We start from the raw sequence: 15,423 nt of genomic DNA on the forward strand, positions 1-15,423 counted from the left end.
CGATTGGGCGCTTGGGTGAGGTCGGAGTCGCCCGACACATCCAGTGTCGCGATTCTCACCCTTCCCAGCCGACCTCTTGCTTTGCCGTGCGCTGACAGGACGGTCCCTGCGGTGGCGTGCAGAGGCGCCACGGCAAGACCACACAAACGAAAGGACCAACAATGTCCGACATCTCGGGTGCAGGTGGAGCCGACTCCGCCAGGGAGGGCTCGCCGAGCAGCGCTCCTCAAGCGGCTCAGCAGGACCTCAGGCTGTTCCGCTCGATGCGGAACCATCGCAACTACCGGCTGCTCATGCCGAGTCAGGGCATCTCCAGCATCGGCGGTTGGATGCAGATGACCGCACAGGACTGGTTGGTGCTAGAACTGACGCACGGCAGCGGCACCGCGGTCGGCATCACGGCCGGTCTGCAACTGCTGCCGGCGCTGCTGTTCGGCCTGTACGGCAGTGTCCTGGCCGACCGGTACCCCAAGCGGCGCATTCTCATGATCAGCCAGGCGGTGATGGGCACGCTCGCGCTCGTGCTCGGCCTGCTCACCGTCACCGGCTCCGTCAGCGTGTGGAATGTGTACGCCCTGGCGTTCGGCCTCGGCCTGGCCGTGACAGTGGACAGCCCGGCCCGGATGGCGTTCACCTTCGAGGTCGTGGGGCCACGCGACGTGTCCAACGCCATCGGCCTGAACAACGCGCTGTTCAACACAACGATGATCCTCGGCCCGGCCGTCGCCGGCGTGCTGATCGCCGCCGTCGGCACCGGTCCGGTCTTCCTCATCAACGCCGCGTCGTTCGCCGCCATGGAACTCGGGCTCTACCTCATGCGTGAGGACGAGCTGTACGTCAAGGCTCCGATGCCGCGGGCAAAAGGCCAGCTGCGCGAGGGCCTGCGCTACGTCCGGCAGCGCCGCGACCTGCTCATGCTGATGACCATCATGCTGCTGGTCTCCGCGTTCGGCATGAACTTCGCGGTGACCGATGCCCTGATGAGCCGAGAGGTCTTCCATACCGGAGCCTCGTCATTCGGCCTCGTCACGGCGATGGCGGCAGTCGGCGGGCTGGTCGGCTCACTGCTCACCGCCCGTCGGAAGCAGCCGAGTATGCGGGACATGCTGGCCGCGGCGGCGGTCTTCGGGATCCTGGTGACCGCGACCGGACTGATGCCGCACTACTGGGCCTTCGCTGCCATGCAGCTACCGACGGGCATGGCGTTGATGACCTTCACCACGACGGCCTACTCGCTCACGCATCTGGGCGCCCCGGAGGAGTTGCGCGGCAGGGTGATGGGCCTGTACCTGCTGGTGATCACCGGGAGCTCGCTTGTCGGCTATCCCCTGATCGGCTGGCTGGCCGAGACCTTCGGGCCACGTTCGACGCTGGTCGTCGCCGGCCTGGCTTCGCTGGCCTCAGTTGTGGGCACCGTCGCCTTCATGGCGCCGGTGGCCGCAAAACTGCTCGCACGCGGAACAGCACCGCGGACCTGAACACCCTTCGCCGGCACACAGCGCCGGCGCAACTAACACTCAACGAGTGCTCCATCGCAGGGCCCGGCACCAGCCGGGCCCTGCTTTGTATGGACAGCCTGCTCCCGACCGCAGCCCGCGCATGCGGGGATGATTCGTTCAGCGCCTCTGAGACATGAGCGCACCGCATCACAGACCCCATCGACACGCACCGACAAGCACCCGCACTCGATCAAGGTCGGAGGCTTGGACAACGTCCTTGTTCGCAGTAGGACACCCCTGGTTCGAAGCCAACCGGGGAGCCACCGCCATACGGCCTACGCCGACTTGCCCGAACGGAACACCGCGTCGGCCACCTCGGCGCCCCGAGTGATCACCGGCCTGAGCTGGTACCGGTAGGCCTCCCCGGTGACCGCCGGAGAGGAGTGCCCGCACAGATCGGCGATCGCCTCGATGGGCACTCCGGGGCAGGCGGCGCTCCTGGAGCAGGCGGGATGGTCAAAGGTGAACCTAGTGCCACCCCGAGTCGGATAGCCGCGTTACTGTTCTTCGCTCTCGAAACGACGACGCTGATCCCGTGCCCCATGAGCTGGGCACGGAAGGAGATCACCCCATGGCCACCAGCGCGGCGCCCGTCGAGCAGTGCCTGACCGGCACCCCGTGGGCGATTCGGCTCGTCCGGGCAGCTAAGGAGCGGCCCGCGCTGGAGATGTACGAGGCAGAGACCCTGGTCGACGTCCTCGTGCGGTCATCGGTGGCGCCGGAGATGCTGCGGGGCGCCCGGCGCGCCGTCTCCTGCGGACGCCCGTGCGCCATCGCCTGGGGCCGGCTGCCGGCCGATTCGACCCTCCCGGTAGTGCTGTTCACCGGCGGCCGATTGGCCGGCCGGAAGCAGCACGCCGAAGTGGTCGCGGTCGGCGGGTTCTGCTGGCTGGCCATCGTGTACGGGCGGTTCACCACCGTCGGCGTCGAGCACCGCGGCACCTTGTGCGGACGCCTGCGCATCCGGCGCGCCCGCCGGTCGTGACGGTCGCCGCCGACGCGGAACGCGCGGCGACGAGCGATCCCTTCCCTGACTCCCCCTCCGGCCGGCGACGGCCGAGTTCCGTCGCGTCGAGACAGAAGGCACCAGGTCGTGACCCCCTCCTTGATCCACCCCGGCACGAGACGGCACGTCACGATCGTGTCGGCGAGCGTCGGCGCCGGGCACGACGGTGCGGCGAGCGAGCTGGCCCGCCGGCTCGGCGAAGCCGGATTCACCGTCGACCGCCACGACTTGCTCGACCTCCTCCCAGCCTCCCTCGGCCGCCTCCTTCGGCAGACGTACGCGCTGCAACTGCGAGCCGCCCCGGAAAGCTGGGAACGGTTGTTCACCGCGCTGGACCGGCGCAGGAAACTCGCGGCGGCGGCACGTGCCCTGAGCGGGCTGGCCGCCCGTCGCCTCGCCCATACGGCGGCGGGCTCCGACGTCGTCGTGTCGACCTACCCCCTCGCGAGCCAGGCGTTGGGCCGGCTGCGGCGGCGCGGCGCGCTCCGAGTCCCGGTCGTCACCTACCTCACCGACATGTCCGTGCACCCTCTATGGATCGCCGAAAGGGCCGACGCCCACCTGGCGCTGCACCCGACGGCGGCGGCGCAGGCGCGACGGCTCGGCGCGGCCAACGTCCAGGTGTGCGCGCCCGCCGTACGACCCGGTTTTCGGCCCGCCTCGTCCGTCCTCGAACGGCAGCTGGCACGGCTGCACTTCGGCCTGCCGGACGACGACCGCCTGGCCCTGGTGGTCGCAGGCGCCTGGGGATCCGGGGACGTGGCGGCCACCGCACGGGACGTGGCCGCGTCCCGGCTGGTCACGCCGGTCGTCGTGTGCGGGCGCAACACCGCGCTGCGGGAGGCGCTCGCCCGCTCCGGCGTCGGCGTCACGCTCGGCTGGGTCGAGGACATGCCCACGTTGATGCGCGCCTGTGACCTCGTGGTTCAGAACGCCGGCGGCCTCAGCTCCCTCGAGGCGCTGGCGTCCGGCCTGCCCGTCATCAGCTACCGCTGCCTTCCGGGACACGGCAGGACCAACGCCGCCGCTTTGGAGGAGTCCGGATGGGCGCCGTGGGCACGCAGACCCGACGAGCTGCCCGAGGCGTTGTTCGCCACGCTGACGGCACCCCGCGCCATCGAGTCCACCGGAGCCGCCGACCCGGCGGCGATCGTCGCCGCCCTGGCGACCGGACGAGTCCCCGCGGCCACCGGCCGGCCCGCGTCCATGGAGGTTTCCGAGATGGTGGAGGCGTCCCGATGAGCGCCACGCGTCTCGCCGTGACGGCGGCAGGTGTCCTCGCCACCGCACATGCCTCGCCGGCCGTCACGTCGATCGGGCCGCTGCGCCGGCAGCTGTTCCCCGGGCTGGCCGGCGTCGGCGAACCCGGCCATGTGGCGCTCACGTTCGACGACGGTCCGGACCCGCGCTCGACGCCGGCGTTCCTGACCGTCTTGCGGGAGCACGGGGTGAAGGCCACTTACTTCCTGCTCGGCCGGATGCTCAACGCCGCCCCGGACCTGGGCCGGAGCCTCGCCGAGTCAGGACACGAGATCGCCGTCCACGGATGGGAGCACCGCTGCATGCTGCTGCGTGGGCCCGCCGCGACCTACGACGACCTGGCCCGGGCGATGGAGTCGATCGTCAACGTCACCGGGACGGTGCCGCGATGGTACCGGCCCCCCTACGGTGTGCTGAGCCTCTCGGCCTTGCGGGCGGCCCGCCGCCTAAGCCTCACACCGGTTCTCTGGACGAACTGGGGAAGGGACTGGACGCGCGCGGCGACCCCCGCCTCCATCCTCGCGACCCTCACGCGCGACCTCGACGGTGGAGGAACCGTGCTCCTCCACGACTCCGACTGCACATCGGCACCCGACTCGTGGAGGAACACGCTCGACGCGCTGCCGCCGCTCTTGGAGTGGATACGCGACCGCGGCCTGTCGATCGGTCCCCTACGCGACCACGGGCTGGACGCGCCGCGACAAGGCCCTCGGCCTACCGCCCCGCCCGGCGCAGGCCCAGGACGGGGTGGTCATTGAGCTCCTCTCACGGAGCGGCTTCCAGCGCTGCCCTGAGGAGCCCCGCGACGGCACGGGCGGTCTCGTCTCCCCGTGCCCGGCCAGCAGACCGTCAACGGCCCATATCGGCTCGTTGTCGGCTCGGCGATTCTGAACGGATCGGCACCCGACGGGGGGTGATACAGCCTCGAAATGGGGTCGTCTCACGCGGATAGAAAAACATGGAATAACAATTCATCATCGCGACACTGACCCAGATATAGCGGACAAGGGCGTGCGGCCATGGAACACTGGAGAACTTCCGAGGGAGGTGTGGATACGGCATCGGAGAGAGGAGCTGATGAAGTACTTCAATCGATGTCGCGGAAGCGCGCGTTCCTGGACGCGCTGGGCCGCAGCACGGACGCAGGGCGGGAGCGTGCGTTGCAGCTGCGGACCCGATCGGGGCCTCGTCTCTGCTGCGGCGGGCCGACCAAGGCTTATGGTCGGTTCGCGCCCGGCTGCCGACAGCAGCGCTTGTATTTGCGGCCGGAATCGCAGGGGCATGGATCGTTTCGGCCGTGACGGTCGATGCGCTCCACTCCGGTGCCCGACTGCAGCGCCGCCACGTTCCGCGGTAGGAATTGCGCTCGGAACCGCATGTAGAGATTGAGGTTCTCCCGAGTTTGGCTGGTTCCGAGTCCGTCGGCCTGCTGGTCGCGCAGCAACTGGATGGCCTCTTGTACCGGGGGAAGCCACTCCAACTGTCCGAGACCCTTGAGGCAGACACCGTGCCGGAATAGCGCCCGCGCCAGGTCCTCACGGCTGGCGAGGTTGCGGACCGCAACGCTGCGAAGCATTTCGACCGTGCGGCGGGCGACCCATTCGGCGTCGGGTGTGCGCTTCGCGGTGAGAAGGGGCTTCATCAGGTCGCCGAGCAGTCCTGCCACATTCAGCACGTCGACGTCCTCGGCGGGATCGGCGTTCTCGGCATCCTCGATCGCACGGAAGGCCGCCGCACAGGCATCGTCGAGCTCGCCGTTCTCGGCCCTGGCGACGGCCAGGGCGGCGTAGGCGCGGGCGATGACGAGGCGCGGCGCCTCCGTTCGGCCGAGCACCGCCACCGCTTCGCCGCCGCAGGCGGCGGCGTCCTCGCTCCGGCCGCAATGTCTGAGCAGGTGGCAGCGTTCGGTGAGGACGCGGCCCAGCAGCAGACCGGACGCACTTCCCTCATGGCGGCGGCACCAGTCCTCCCCATCGACCACTGGCGAGGCGGAATCGACGACGTCCGCGTCTTCGACCGCGCTCTCGTCCGCTCGCAGGTCCGGAGCGTCCTCCTCACCCGTACCTGAAAGCAGCGCTTCCGCCCTTTCCTCGTCGTCCGTCAGAGGCGTACAGCGATTCTCGCCAGCAGAATCCACGCCTTTCTCCGCACATGACGGCGAAGGAGGCAAGGAGGGAGAGGGCTCTCGCGAACCGGCCTCTTGATCGTTTGTTAGCCACGTCCGCCACCAGCCTCAGCGGCGTATCTGGTGCTGTGACCGGGATGGTCCACCGTGATCGGAAGGCGGCTCGCGGGACGAGCGCACGCGCAACGCCTGGTATTACTGGGGCATGCAGGAAGAGACGGCGCGCTCCGCGATCGACACGTTCATCGCCGCGTTCAACGCCTCGGCCGACAGCTATGTGACTGCTCTGCTCTCCCAGGCCCTGACCACGGACGTGGTCTTCTGGGGGCCGTTGGGCCGCAGCGAAGGAATCGCGGCGGTCGAGCGGTTCGTGCTGGACATCCGGCGCCACCCGGCGGGGACCGGTACGATGGCGCGCTGCTCAGCGGTGGACATGCCTGACGAGTGGGCCCGGTACCAGTGGGTCTTCACCACGCCGGACGGAGGCCCCCGCCTGGCGGGAACCGATGTCGTCCATCTGCGGCGGAGCCTCATCGACCAGGTCATCGTCTTTGCGGGGGAGATCGAGCCGTCCGCCTCCTGAGTCGTCCTTCAGTCGCTGTCCTCTTCGTGAACTTGTCCCTTTCGGCGCTCCGGGGCTGCGGTTCGCGGTCGCTCAGGCTGCGACGTTGGGTGAGCGTCTGCCCCAGCGGACGACCTTCTCGCTGCGGATGCGGGCGCGTTCCTTTCGTTGGGCGGCAAGTACGTCGGGGTAGCGAGCGTTGGCGCTGCGCCAGCGCAGGTAGCGGTGCAGTGCCTGGGTTTGTGTGGGGTGGCTGCGGTGGTGGGCAACATTGACAGGCCACGCGTTCGGGAAGGCGGCCATGGCCAGGCGCGCTTGCGCGTTCGGGTCGGCCAGCGAAGGTGAGGGTGCGCCGCCCGCTGGTCGTGCTTCTCGCGTATGGACGGCGGCTCTTCGAGCAGCGTCGGCCTGGACGTGACGCTCCTGGAGGCTGCGCAGCTGAGCAAGGGTGTCGAGCAGGCATCGGCGGCGCGGTGGTGGTGACGGTGGCCGGTGACTCGGGCTGCGACGTGGAGGGCATCGGAGGCCGCCCAGCAGGCGTCCTGCGCGGAATGCAGGTTGGTGACAAGGTGCCGCCGGATCTGGGCGGTGGCGAAGGCCGCGGCACGGGCCGCGTCGTCGTAGACGCCGTTCTCATCTGCCTGATCCAGGCCCAGACGGCGCCGAGGCATTGGGGTCCTCAGTGGACTGAACGACGTTCCGGGTTGAAGGCGCTCGGGCCTGTCGACGGGGAGGCGGTCAGGAGCGTGTTCGGCGTAGGTCTGTTCGCCGCCGGATCGGGCTGAGTGTGGCGGGCGGCGAAGGCTTGGGGATGCCGAGTCGGCGGTTTGGGCGTCCTTTGGTCAGCATCCGCCGCTCGGACTTCAGTTCGTTTCTCAAGCGGTCGAGATGAACGAGGACCTCACCATGGAGCGGCCAATCGGGGCTGTCGGCCCACAACAACTCGCCCAGTCTCACGCGCTCTTCGTGCGCGGCGGTCAGATGATAGGCGAGAGGGTCCTCGAGGTCGGTCGTTCCTGTGGTGAACTGCTGGCGGCGCATTCGCCCGTAGGTGCTCAGCGCCGAGGCCAGATGTCCCAGCGCCGTGGCCAGGCGGCTGCGAGCGTCGCTCTGGGACAGAGGGTCCTCTCGCTCTGACTCGGAGTCGCTGGCGTGGTCGGCGAGACAGCGGGCCAGGCCGCGGATGGTGATCCCGCAGTGTTCCAACGCGGCCAGGGTCTCCCGTAGCGCCACCATTGCCCGCAACATTCCGACCCCCTGCGGATTGAGTCGGATGCTCTCCTCGGCTTGTGCGAGTTCGCCGTCCACGCGTTGGACGTCCCGGCTGAGGGAGCGGGCCTGGGCGAGCAATTCGCCGTACGTGCGCGGCTCGGTACCCTTTTCAACTGCGTCGGCGATGTCATGGAGGTGGTGGGCCATGATGTCGCTCAGACCCTCCAAAGCCTCCTCTGCTGCCTGGATCCTGACGGGTGAGGTCAGGAGTCCGGCGATCAGGCCGGTGAGAGCGCCGGCGAGGGTCTCCACGATCCGTCCCGTGGCCGCGGCGCCGGTTCCGAGAGACAGGATGAGCATCGCGCTGATCGGCACCTCGAGGACATAGTTGCCGAGCCGCATCAAGACTCCGCAGATCAGCGCGGCGGTGATGGTCAGGCCCAGGCTCCACCAACTGAATCCCACCAGGCTCGACAGCAGTGCCGCGACTATCACACCGACCACGACGCTGACGACGCGCTGCCAGACATGGCGAATGGTCTGGAACAGCGTGATCTGGAGGACGAGGATCGCGGTCAGAGGGGCGAGTACGGGCCTTGGACTGGTGTCGGGCAACCACGACGCGAACGCGAACGCGAGAACCGCTGTCACGGCTAGGCGAGCGATCTCGAAGGCCGTGGGCTGCGTCCGCAGCCGCCTCAGGCCCACGCGCGCCGGCGTGACGGCTGCGCGTATTCGCTGGTCACTGCTCATCTCACGCCCCACAGCCGTTTATCGGTTCAGGCGCACGAATGCCATGCGGACGGCCATCGCCCCCTCCCCCACCGCCGAAGCGACACGCTTGATCGAACCGCTTCGCACGTCACCGACGGCCAACACGCCGGGCAGGCTGGTCTCCAACGGCAGGGCTTGAGGTCCGCCGGTGCGCACGTATCCCTTGTCGTCGAGTTCGACCGTGTCCGCCAACCAGTCGACACAGGGCGCGGCTCCGATGAAGACGAACAACGCGCGAATCTCGAATCGGCGGGCTTCACTGGTCCGGTTGTTCACCGCGACTGCCTCCTCCAGAAAATCGTGTCCGTGCACTTCACGGATCTCTGTGTGGAGGAACACCTCTATTTCGGGACAGTGCTCGATCCGATCGACGAGGTAGCGCGACATGTTCTCGCCGAGCTCCGCACCCCGGACGAAGAGCAGGACACGGGTGGCGTGCCGAGCCAGGAACACGGCCGCCTGGCCGGCCGAGTTGCCGCCGCCGACGATGGCCACCGGCATGTGCCGACATTGCAGCGCCTCAACCTGGGTCGCCGCGTAGTACACCCCGGCGCCGTCGAAGTCTTCCAGGTGCGGGACGTCCAGCCGGCGATAGCGGGCGCCGGTCGCGATGACGACCGTCCGGCCGGAGAGTTCGCCGCCCCCGCCGAGGTCGACGGTGTACCGGTCGCTGCGTACCCGTAGCCCCGTGGCCTCGCCGGGCACCTGGAGCTTCGCCCCGAATCTCCCGGCCTGGATGACCGCCCGATCGGCCAGATCCGCGCCCGAGATGCCGGCGGGGAAACCGAGGTAATTCTCGATCTTGGACGACGTCCCGGCCTGCCCTCCGGTGGCGATGGCATCGACGACCATCGTGTCCAGCCCCTCTGAGGAGCCGTACACGGCCGCGGCCAACCCGGCCGGACCCGCGCCGATGATGAGGAGATCGTGTGCCGAGGAGGCCGGTGCCGGTGGCGGCAGCCCGAGAAGCCGGGGGAGTTCGTCGTCCCCCGGATTGCGCAGCACCCGCTTCCCGTCCAGGATCACGACGGGTGTCTCCGACACCGGGATGCTGAGCCCCCTGAGCAGCGTCTCCGCGTCCTCGTCGTCCTCGAGGTCGATCCATCGATGGGGCAGTCGGTTGCGCACGACGAAGTCGCGCAGTCGACGGCAGCGAGCGGAGAACCGCGAGCCGATGATCCGCAGCCCGGCGCCCTGCGCGATGAGCAGCGACCGGCGGATGAGGAACGCCCGCAGGACGAGATCGCCGAACCAGGGTTCCTGGGCGGCCAGCTCGCGCAGCCGCCCGGGCGGCATCGCGATCACCTCGCCCGGCTCGGCGACGCGGGCCGTGAGGAACGTGGGCTGACCCGTCAGCAGGCCCAGTTCGCCGAGGAAGCGTCCCGGACCGTGCACGCGAATGACTTCGCCCTTGTCCAATATCTCCACCGTCCCGGCCAGGACCAGGAAGAAGGCGTAGTCCCGGTCCCCTTCCGAGAAGAGGACATCGCCGCGGTGGGTCGGGCGTTGTTCGCCGTATGCCGCGACCAGCCCGATCTGCTCGCGGTCGAGCCGGGGGTAGGCGCCGTTCAGATCAGGTGTCTCTTCCAAGGGTTCCCTCCACCCACGTCCGGAGCGGCCCAGCGGGCACGGCGCCCGCTCGCTGGTCGATCACCTTCCCGTCACGCATCAGCAGCAGCGTGGGAACGGCACGAACGGCGAAGCGCTCCTGTATCTTCGGCGCCCGGTCGATGTCGATCTTCACGAGCTTCAGCCGCCCGGCCAGTTCGCGGGCGAGGTGCTCCAGTACCGGGCTGACCGTCCGGCATGGCGCGCACCAGGTCGCCCACAGGTCGACGATGACCGGCACCGAGGAGCGCTCGGCGACCTCGGCGAAGTCTTCGTCTCCGGCTTCTGCGATCCATGGGAGCGGCCGGTGGCAGTTCCCGCAGACCGGACCGCCGTCAGCGGCCGCCGGCACACGATTCTTCTTTCCGCAGTGCTCACAACGGACGATCACCGGCTCCTCCAGCGGATGTGGTCGAAGCGCCCTGGAAGGGTCAGTCCTTGACCTCGACGTGGCGGTCCTTCTCGGTCGTGGACTTGGGAACCGTCACGGTCAGCACGCCGTCGGCGAGGTTCGCGTCGCCCCGGTCGGCGTCGATGTCGCCGAGCGGGAACATCCGGTACTCAACCGGCCGGTGCGCCGCTGCTTGCGATGCCGCAGTCCGCGGCTCTCCCGCTCCTTGACCTCCCCCGTGATGGTCGGTTCCCGGTCGTGCACGTTCTCTATAGAGAGCGTTGCCCGTCCGTCCGGTCCGGCACATCCTCAGAGTTGACAGGTGTGGGCAGCGCCCCCGGTCAGCCGACTTCCCGGATGTCGGGGTCCTCTAGATCGAGCCATCGGTCCACGGCCCGCAGGCCCTCGACGCTGATCTTGCCCTTGGAGTAGAGCCGGCGCAGCTTCTCTCGCTGTGTCCGCACCAACTCGCGGCGGAGGCTCAGGGAGTCGGTCACCTCCTCGTCGAGGTCCTCGCCGAACTCAGTGCCGATCTGTTCCAGGAGGTCCTCGTACAGCTGGCGGAAGGTCCTGCCGGTGCGACCATCGACCTCGCCGTTCTCGATGAGTTCGTCGAGCCGGGCCAGGGCGGCTTCCACCACGGCCATCTTCGCCTCCCGGTACTCGATCCGGACGCGGTCGGACTCGGCCAGGCCCAGCCGTCTCAGCAGGCCGGGCATCGTGGTCGCACATCCGATCAGGGTGATGAACACGACGGCGCCGGTCACGAAGAGCCGCTCGCCGCGCCGTTCCGGCGGCAGGCCCGGCGCGGAGGCCGGCAGGGACAGCACGATCGCCAGTGAGATCGCGCCTCGCATGCCGCTCCAGCCGATGGCGAGCCTGCCGCGCCAGGGCAGATGATCGAAGGCGATGTGCCGGCCGGGCAGGTACCGGGAGAGCGGGAAGACGAACTGCGTCCAGGCCAGCCGCAGGGCCAGGATGACAGCCGCGACCGCTGCCGCGCCGAGAATCGCCGACGGCCATGCCGCGCCGGTCAACTGGCGCACGATGACGCGTATCTCAAGGCCGAGCAAGACGAACAGTGCCGACTCCAGGAGGAAGACCAGCACCTGCCAGAACAGGTGACCGGGCAGCCGAGACGCCGGTTGGAGCACGCCCTCTCCGCGCGTGCCGAGGTAGAAGCCCGCGCAGACGGTGGCGAGCACCCCGGAGAAGCCGCGCTCGTCGGCCGGGACGAACGCGAGGTACGGCGTCAGGAGGGACACGACGATCTGGCTGCCGGGATCGCGGATCCGGCGGCGCAGGCGGGACGCGACGAACCCCACTGCCAGGCCGTACGCCACGCCGCCGGCGACTACTCCGGCCAGCCGCGCTATGCCGTGGCCGACGCTGAAGGGCGTTGTCAGCGCCTCGACGGCCAGCACGAAGGCGGTGAGCGCGACGGCGTCGTTGATGAGGTTCTCCCCTTCGATGATGGTCACGATCCGAACCGGCGCGTTCAGCCGCTTCATGATCGAGATTGCGGCGACGGGGTCGGTGGGGGCGACGGCGGCACCGAGGGCCAGGGCCGCCGCCCAGCCCAGGTCGGGCAGAACCCACCGCAGGACGGCGGCGACGGCGAAGGTGGTCACCGTTGTCAGGCCGATCGCGAGTGTCGTGATCGGCACGGCCTCCGCCTTCGCCTCGCGCGGGGCGCTGAAGAACGCCGCGTAGTAGACCAGCGGGGGCAGGAAGCCGAGCAGCACCACTTCCGGCGGCAGTTCGATCTCGGGCATGCCGGGCAGGAACGCGATCGCCGCGCCGAGCACGACGAGCAGGATCGCTTCGGGCATCCCTATGCGCGCCGACAGGGCCCGGGAGAGCAGGACGACGGCCGCGGTGGCCAGGACGACGATGAACACGGATTCCGGGCCCATGATCGCGGCCTTCCCTGTCAGGGCACGGCCAGCCGAAGACGCAGGTAGGGAAATGTCCAAGAGGCACTGATCTGCGGACGATCACTGCCGTCGACGCTCCGGCAAGCTGCTACCCGGCTGCCCTTGCCGGTCCGTTGCGTTTCCGGTCCAGGGCGTCTGTGGGCGGCGGGCTACTCGGCCTCCGGGCCGTCGGAGCTCTTCTTGGTATGCGCGTCGGGAGGGTCGTCGGAGTGTTCGAGGACCTGCCGCGCCAGTTCGACGCGCGAGCGAATGTCGAGTTTGCGGAAGACCTGCCGCAGGTGGAACGCGACGGTGTGGACGCTGACGAACAACTGATCGGCGATGCGCTGGTTGGTGAGCCCTTGGGAGACGAGCCCGGAGATCCGCTGCTCGGTCCCGGTGAGGCTGGCCCAGCCGGTCACGGGCCGATCGCGGCGTTCCCAGTGCCTGCGGCGTTCCCCCATCCGCCGCAGGCGCCCGCGGATGCGGGCCGCGTCCCGCTCGGCGCCGGCCGCCGCGTAGCGTGAGAGAGCCTCGTCGAACCACTGGATCGTACGACCGCGTGCGCCGCCCAGTCCGCTCAGCAGCATGCCGAGGTCCTCGTAGGCGGACGCGGATGACCAGTGGTCGGCGTGCTCCGCCCCGGCGTGTCGCAGGAGGTCCGGATCGCCGTGGAGCAGCCCGCGGGCGTGCTCGGCGGCGGCGGACAGACTGGGCAGCCCCGGGTTCATGTCGGCGAGCCGGTCGGCCGCGGCAACGGCCTTCTCGGCATGCCCGGGCTCACCCACCGCGACCGCCGTCCGGACCAGCCAGGCCGCCGCGGTCGGATCGCAGATCAGCACCCTGTTGTGCGTCGCCAGGCCGTCGAGGAGTCGGCTCACTCCGGGCAGGGCGGCTCGCGGCCCGTCACGCGCCTCGGTCACCTGCGCCCGGATCAACTCGCTTCGGGTCAGGTCGAAGGGAGGGGACGCCGGGCCGCCCGCGTCCTTGCCTCCGAGGCTGTGCTCGGCGGCCGTCTCGAGATCGCCGGAGCGCAGCGCCGCGATGGACAGCGTGGACCTGGCGCAGGCGCCCAGCAGGCGCGCCCCGACCGCGTCGGCGGCTTCCAGAGCCGCCCTCGCCCCGCGGATCGCCTCCTCTGGACGCCCCTCAGCGAGGTCGATGCGAGATCGCACGATCGCCGATCCGGCCGCCCAGCCGTCGCGTCCGATCCCCTCGGCTCCGCCGGTCTCCAGCACCATCGTCCGCCGCGCCTCGTCCATGAGCCTGACGTCCACCAGGAACGAGGCCAATATCAGACCTGGGTGAAGCCGGCATTCATGGACGCCGTCGTTGGACACCTGCCGCACACCGGTTCGCGTGAGGTCGAGTGCGCCGATCAGATCGCCCTTGTCCCAGTCGTTCACGGCCAGGACGATGAGCGCCCCGGTCATCAGGCCACGGCCAGGCACGTCGACCGCCTTGAGGATCTCTCTGGCCCGTTCCAGCGCGCTTCCGCTCTCCTGGAGCCCGACTTCGGCCTGCAGGAGAGCGAGTTCGGCGCGGTCGCGCACCTCGTCGGTCAGATCAGGCATGTCCAGCACGGCCTTGGCCGTGTCCGACGCCTTGGCGGCCTGCCCCATCGGCACCAGGACGAAGGACAGCGCGGTCAGCAGTTCGGCGGTCGACGGGCCGGAGGCGCATCGATCGAGCGCGGCCTCCGCGAAATCCGCGGCCCCCATCAGGTCACCGGCGGTGACCAGCGTCCGCATCGCCGTCATCGTGCGCGCGAACCACAGCGGATCGGCGGGCTCGGTGAGCTCGAGCGCCCGTTGGGTCAGCTCGGCGGCGACCGCCGGGTCGGTGTCGACCATCTGCGCGCTCGCCCGGTCCAGGCTCTGGAGGACCTCCGGGACGCCTGAGACCGCCCCCGCCATGAGGTGGGCCGCCGCGGCCTTCACCCTCCCGCCGTGCTCCAGCAGGGTCCTGCCGATCTGCACATGCAGAGCCTGCCGGACGGGACCGGGGATATCCGTGATCAGCGATTCGCGCACCAGGTCGTGCCGGAACACCAGAGCGTCCTCATGCGCTGCCAGCAACTCGGTCGCCAGTATCGCCTCCAGTGACGGCAGTAGTTCGGAGGGGGTGATGCCAAGCAGGTCTGCGGCGACCAGGGGGTGGAACGCGGGCCCCAGCAGCGCAGCCACCTCGAGAAGCCGCCGTGCCTCCGGATCCAGATCTTCCAGGCGGCCCTGGACGACGAGACGGGCCCGCTCCGGCAACCGCGAGGCGCTGAGGCGAGCGTGGCCCCGGGCGGTCACCACACAGCCCTCCTCGAGCAGTCCGTTCATCAGCTCGAGAAGCAGCAGCGGATTGCCGCCGGCCTTGTCTGCGAGCACGCGCAGGTCGGCATCAGGGCACGCGCCCAGAGTGGCGGTGACCAGCTCGAAGACGGCCTCATCCGGCAGAGGACGGAGCTGGAACAGGACGGCGCCGCGCGCCTTCAACCGGGAGAACAGCCGATCGGGCTCGGCGCCGCCGGAACCGGTCCGGCGTGCGAGAATCCACCACACGGGAGACGATGCGAGCCGGCTCGGCAGCGTCCGCAGCGCGAGGAGCGTCTCGGGATCGGCCCAGTCCAGATCGTCCAGCACGACCAGCAGCGAGGTGGAACGGGCCCGCCGTTCCAGTGCGACCCGCAGCCGCTCGGCCGAACGGTCCTGTCCGCCTGCCGACGGCGAAGGCGGACCAGGCTCGTCGAGTACCGACAGCAAAGACTCCAGGTCCGCGGGCCGGCGCAGTTCGGGGGCCGTATCCGGGTCCACCACCGAGAAACCCTCGTCGGCGGCGATCCGCGCGGCCTCCTCGAGCAGGTGGGTCCGCCCGATACCCGGCTCACCCTCCACGAGCATGACCCTCGGGCCGTCGACGCGCGTCAGCAACTCGTCGATGCTCGCTTGTTCCCGCTGGCGACCGAACGTCGCGCCCCGCGTCGGCGGTCTGCCCTCCATGCGGGCAACGTGCCCGTGATTGCGGCGATTACGCGACCGCCGACGCACGACTGTCTCATTTGCGGGCAAATTAAATAAAA

13 protein-coding genes and 1 pseudogene are annotated in these 15,423 nt (G+C 69.5%); 5 read left to right on the forward strand and 9 right to left on the reverse strand.

The features are described from left to right. Positions 1-161: 161 nt before the first annotated feature. Positions 162-1,478, forward strand: coding sequence for an MFS transporter (locus AB0C87_RS16615; protein ID WP_360578248.1), 1,317 nt, complete (start codon positions 162-164; stop codon positions 1,476-1,478). A 296-nt stretch (positions 1,479-1,774) separates the two neighbouring features. Here the strand turns inward: AB0C87_RS16615 and AB0C87_RS16620 are convergent, their stop codons facing one another. Then, the gene (locus AB0C87_RS16620; protein WP_345172348.1) at positions 1,775-1,918 is read right to left on the reverse strand and encodes a hypothetical protein; all 144 of its coding nucleotides are present in this window, start codon (positions 1,916-1,918) and stop codon (positions 1,775-1,777) included. Positions 1,919-2,070: 152 nt separating this feature from the next. On the opposite strand from AB0C87_RS16620, the gene AB0C87_RS16625 reads away from it, so the two are divergent. The 3 genes from AB0C87_RS16625 (at position 2,071) to AB0C87_RS16635 (ending at position 4,523) form a co-directional block, all read left to right on the forward strand. Then, the gene (locus tag AB0C87_RS16625; RefSeq protein ID WP_360578250.1) at positions 2,071-2,484 is read left to right on the forward strand and encodes a hypothetical protein; all 414 of its coding nucleotides are present in this window, start codon (positions 2,071-2,073) and stop codon (positions 2,482-2,484) included. 108 nt (positions 2,485-2,592) lie between these two features. Beyond that, positions 2,593-3,747: a glycosyltransferase gene (locus AB0C87_RS16630; protein WP_360578252.1), complete on the forward strand. Its 1,155-nt coding sequence runs from the start codon at positions 2,593-2,595 to the stop codon at positions 3,745-3,747. Further along, positions 3,744-4,523, forward strand: a complete 780-nt coding sequence (locus AB0C87_RS16635; RefSeq protein ID WP_360578253.1) for a polysaccharide deacetylase family protein — start codon at positions 3,744-3,746, stop codon at positions 4,521-4,523. Before AB0C87_RS16630 ends, AB0C87_RS16635 begins: the two co-directional genes overlap by 4 nt. 458 nt (positions 4,524-4,981) lie before the next feature. On the opposite strand, the gene AB0C87_RS16640 is transcribed toward AB0C87_RS16635, so the two are convergent. Then, on the reverse strand, positions 4,982-5,902 hold the full coding sequence (locus AB0C87_RS16640) for an SEC-C metal-binding domain-containing protein (RefSeq protein ID WP_360578255.1): 921 nt from the start codon (positions 5,900-5,902) through the stop codon (positions 4,982-4,984). A 193-nt stretch (positions 5,903-6,095) separates the two neighbouring features. Here AB0C87_RS16640 and AB0C87_RS16645 point away from each other — a divergent pair, with 193 nt between their 5' ends. Continuing rightward, entirely contained in the window at positions 6,096-6,473 is a 378-nt protein-coding gene (locus AB0C87_RS16645; protein WP_360578257.1) for a nuclear transport factor 2 family protein, read from the forward strand. A gap of 72 nt (positions 6,474-6,545) precedes the next feature. Here AB0C87_RS16645 and AB0C87_RS16650 read toward each other — a convergent pair. The 7 genes and pseudogenes from AB0C87_RS16650 to AB0C87_RS16680 all read right to left on the reverse strand — a co-directional run. Then, positions 6,546-6,719 (reverse strand): annotated as a pseudogene (locus AB0C87_RS16650) (IS630 family transposase); the annotation flags it as partial. Between the two features lie 471 nt (positions 6,720-7,190). Further along, positions 7,191-8,417, reverse strand: coding sequence for an FUSC family protein (locus AB0C87_RS16655; RefSeq protein WP_360578259.1), 1,227 nt, complete (start codon positions 8,415-8,417; stop codon positions 7,191-7,193). 18 nt (positions 8,418-8,435) lie between these two features. After that, a complete protein-coding gene (locus AB0C87_RS16660; RefSeq protein WP_360578260.1) occupies positions 8,436-10,028 on the reverse strand; it encodes an FAD-dependent oxidoreductase in 1,593 nt (530 codons plus the stop codon). After that, positions 10,012-10,398, reverse strand: a complete 387-nt coding sequence (gene trxA, locus AB0C87_RS16665) for a thioredoxin (RefSeq protein WP_345172332.1) — start codon at positions 10,396-10,398, stop codon at positions 10,012-10,014. Before trxA ends, AB0C87_RS16660 begins: the two co-directional genes overlap by 17 nt. Before the next feature lie 79 nt (positions 10,399-10,477). Then, the gene (locus tag AB0C87_RS16670) at positions 10,478-10,600 is read right to left on the reverse strand and encodes an Hsp20 family protein (RefSeq protein ID WP_360578262.1); all 123 of its coding nucleotides are present in this window, start codon (positions 10,598-10,600) and stop codon (positions 10,478-10,480) included. Between the two features lie 178 nt (positions 10,601-10,778). Beyond that, on the reverse strand, positions 10,779-12,353 hold the full coding sequence (locus AB0C87_RS16675) for a Na+/H+ antiporter (protein ID WP_345172328.1): 1,575 nt from the start codon (positions 12,351-12,353) through the stop codon (positions 10,779-10,781). A gap of 170 nt (positions 12,354-12,523) precedes the next feature. Then, positions 12,524-15,391, reverse strand: a complete 2,868-nt coding sequence (locus AB0C87_RS16680; protein WP_360578265.1) for an AAA family ATPase — start codon at positions 15,389-15,391, stop codon at positions 12,524-12,526. Positions 15,392-15,423: the final 32 nt, after the last annotated feature.

This window comes from Actinomadura sp. NPDC048021 (genome assembly GCF_040653135.1).
GTDB lineage: Bacteria > Actinomycetota > Actinomycetes > Streptosporangiales > Streptosporangiaceae > Spirillospora > Spirillospora verrucosospora.

Bases quoted from the DNA above. Each gene is read 5' to 3' on its own strand.
- AB0C87_RS16615 (WP_360578248.1), top strand. From the start codon at position 162: ATGTCCGACATCTCGGGTGCAGGTGGAGCCGACTCCGCCAGGGAGGGC.
- AB0C87_RS16625 (WP_360578250.1), top strand. From the start codon at position 2,071: ATGGCCACCAGCGCGGCGCCCGTCGAGCAGTGCCTGACCGGCACCCCG.
- AB0C87_RS16635 (WP_360578253.1), top strand. From the start codon at position 3,744: ATGAGCGCCACGCGTCTCGCCGTGACGGCGGCAGGTGTCCTCGCCACC.
- AB0C87_RS16645 (WP_360578257.1), top strand. From the start codon at position 6,096: ATGCAGGAAGAGACGGCGCGCTCCGCGATCGACACGTTCATCGCCGCG.
- AB0C87_RS16655 (WP_360578259.1), bottom strand. From the start codon at position 8,417: ATGAGCAGTGACCAGCGAATACGCGCAGCCGTCACGCCGGCGCGCGTG.
- AB0C87_RS16670 (WP_360578262.1), bottom strand. From the start codon at position 10,600: ATGTTCCCGCTCGGCGACATCGACGCCGACCGGGGCGACGCGAACCTC.
- AB0C87_RS16675 (WP_345172328.1), bottom strand. From the start codon at position 12,353: ATGGGCCCGGAATCCGTGTTCATCGTCGTCCTGGCCACCGCGGCCGTC.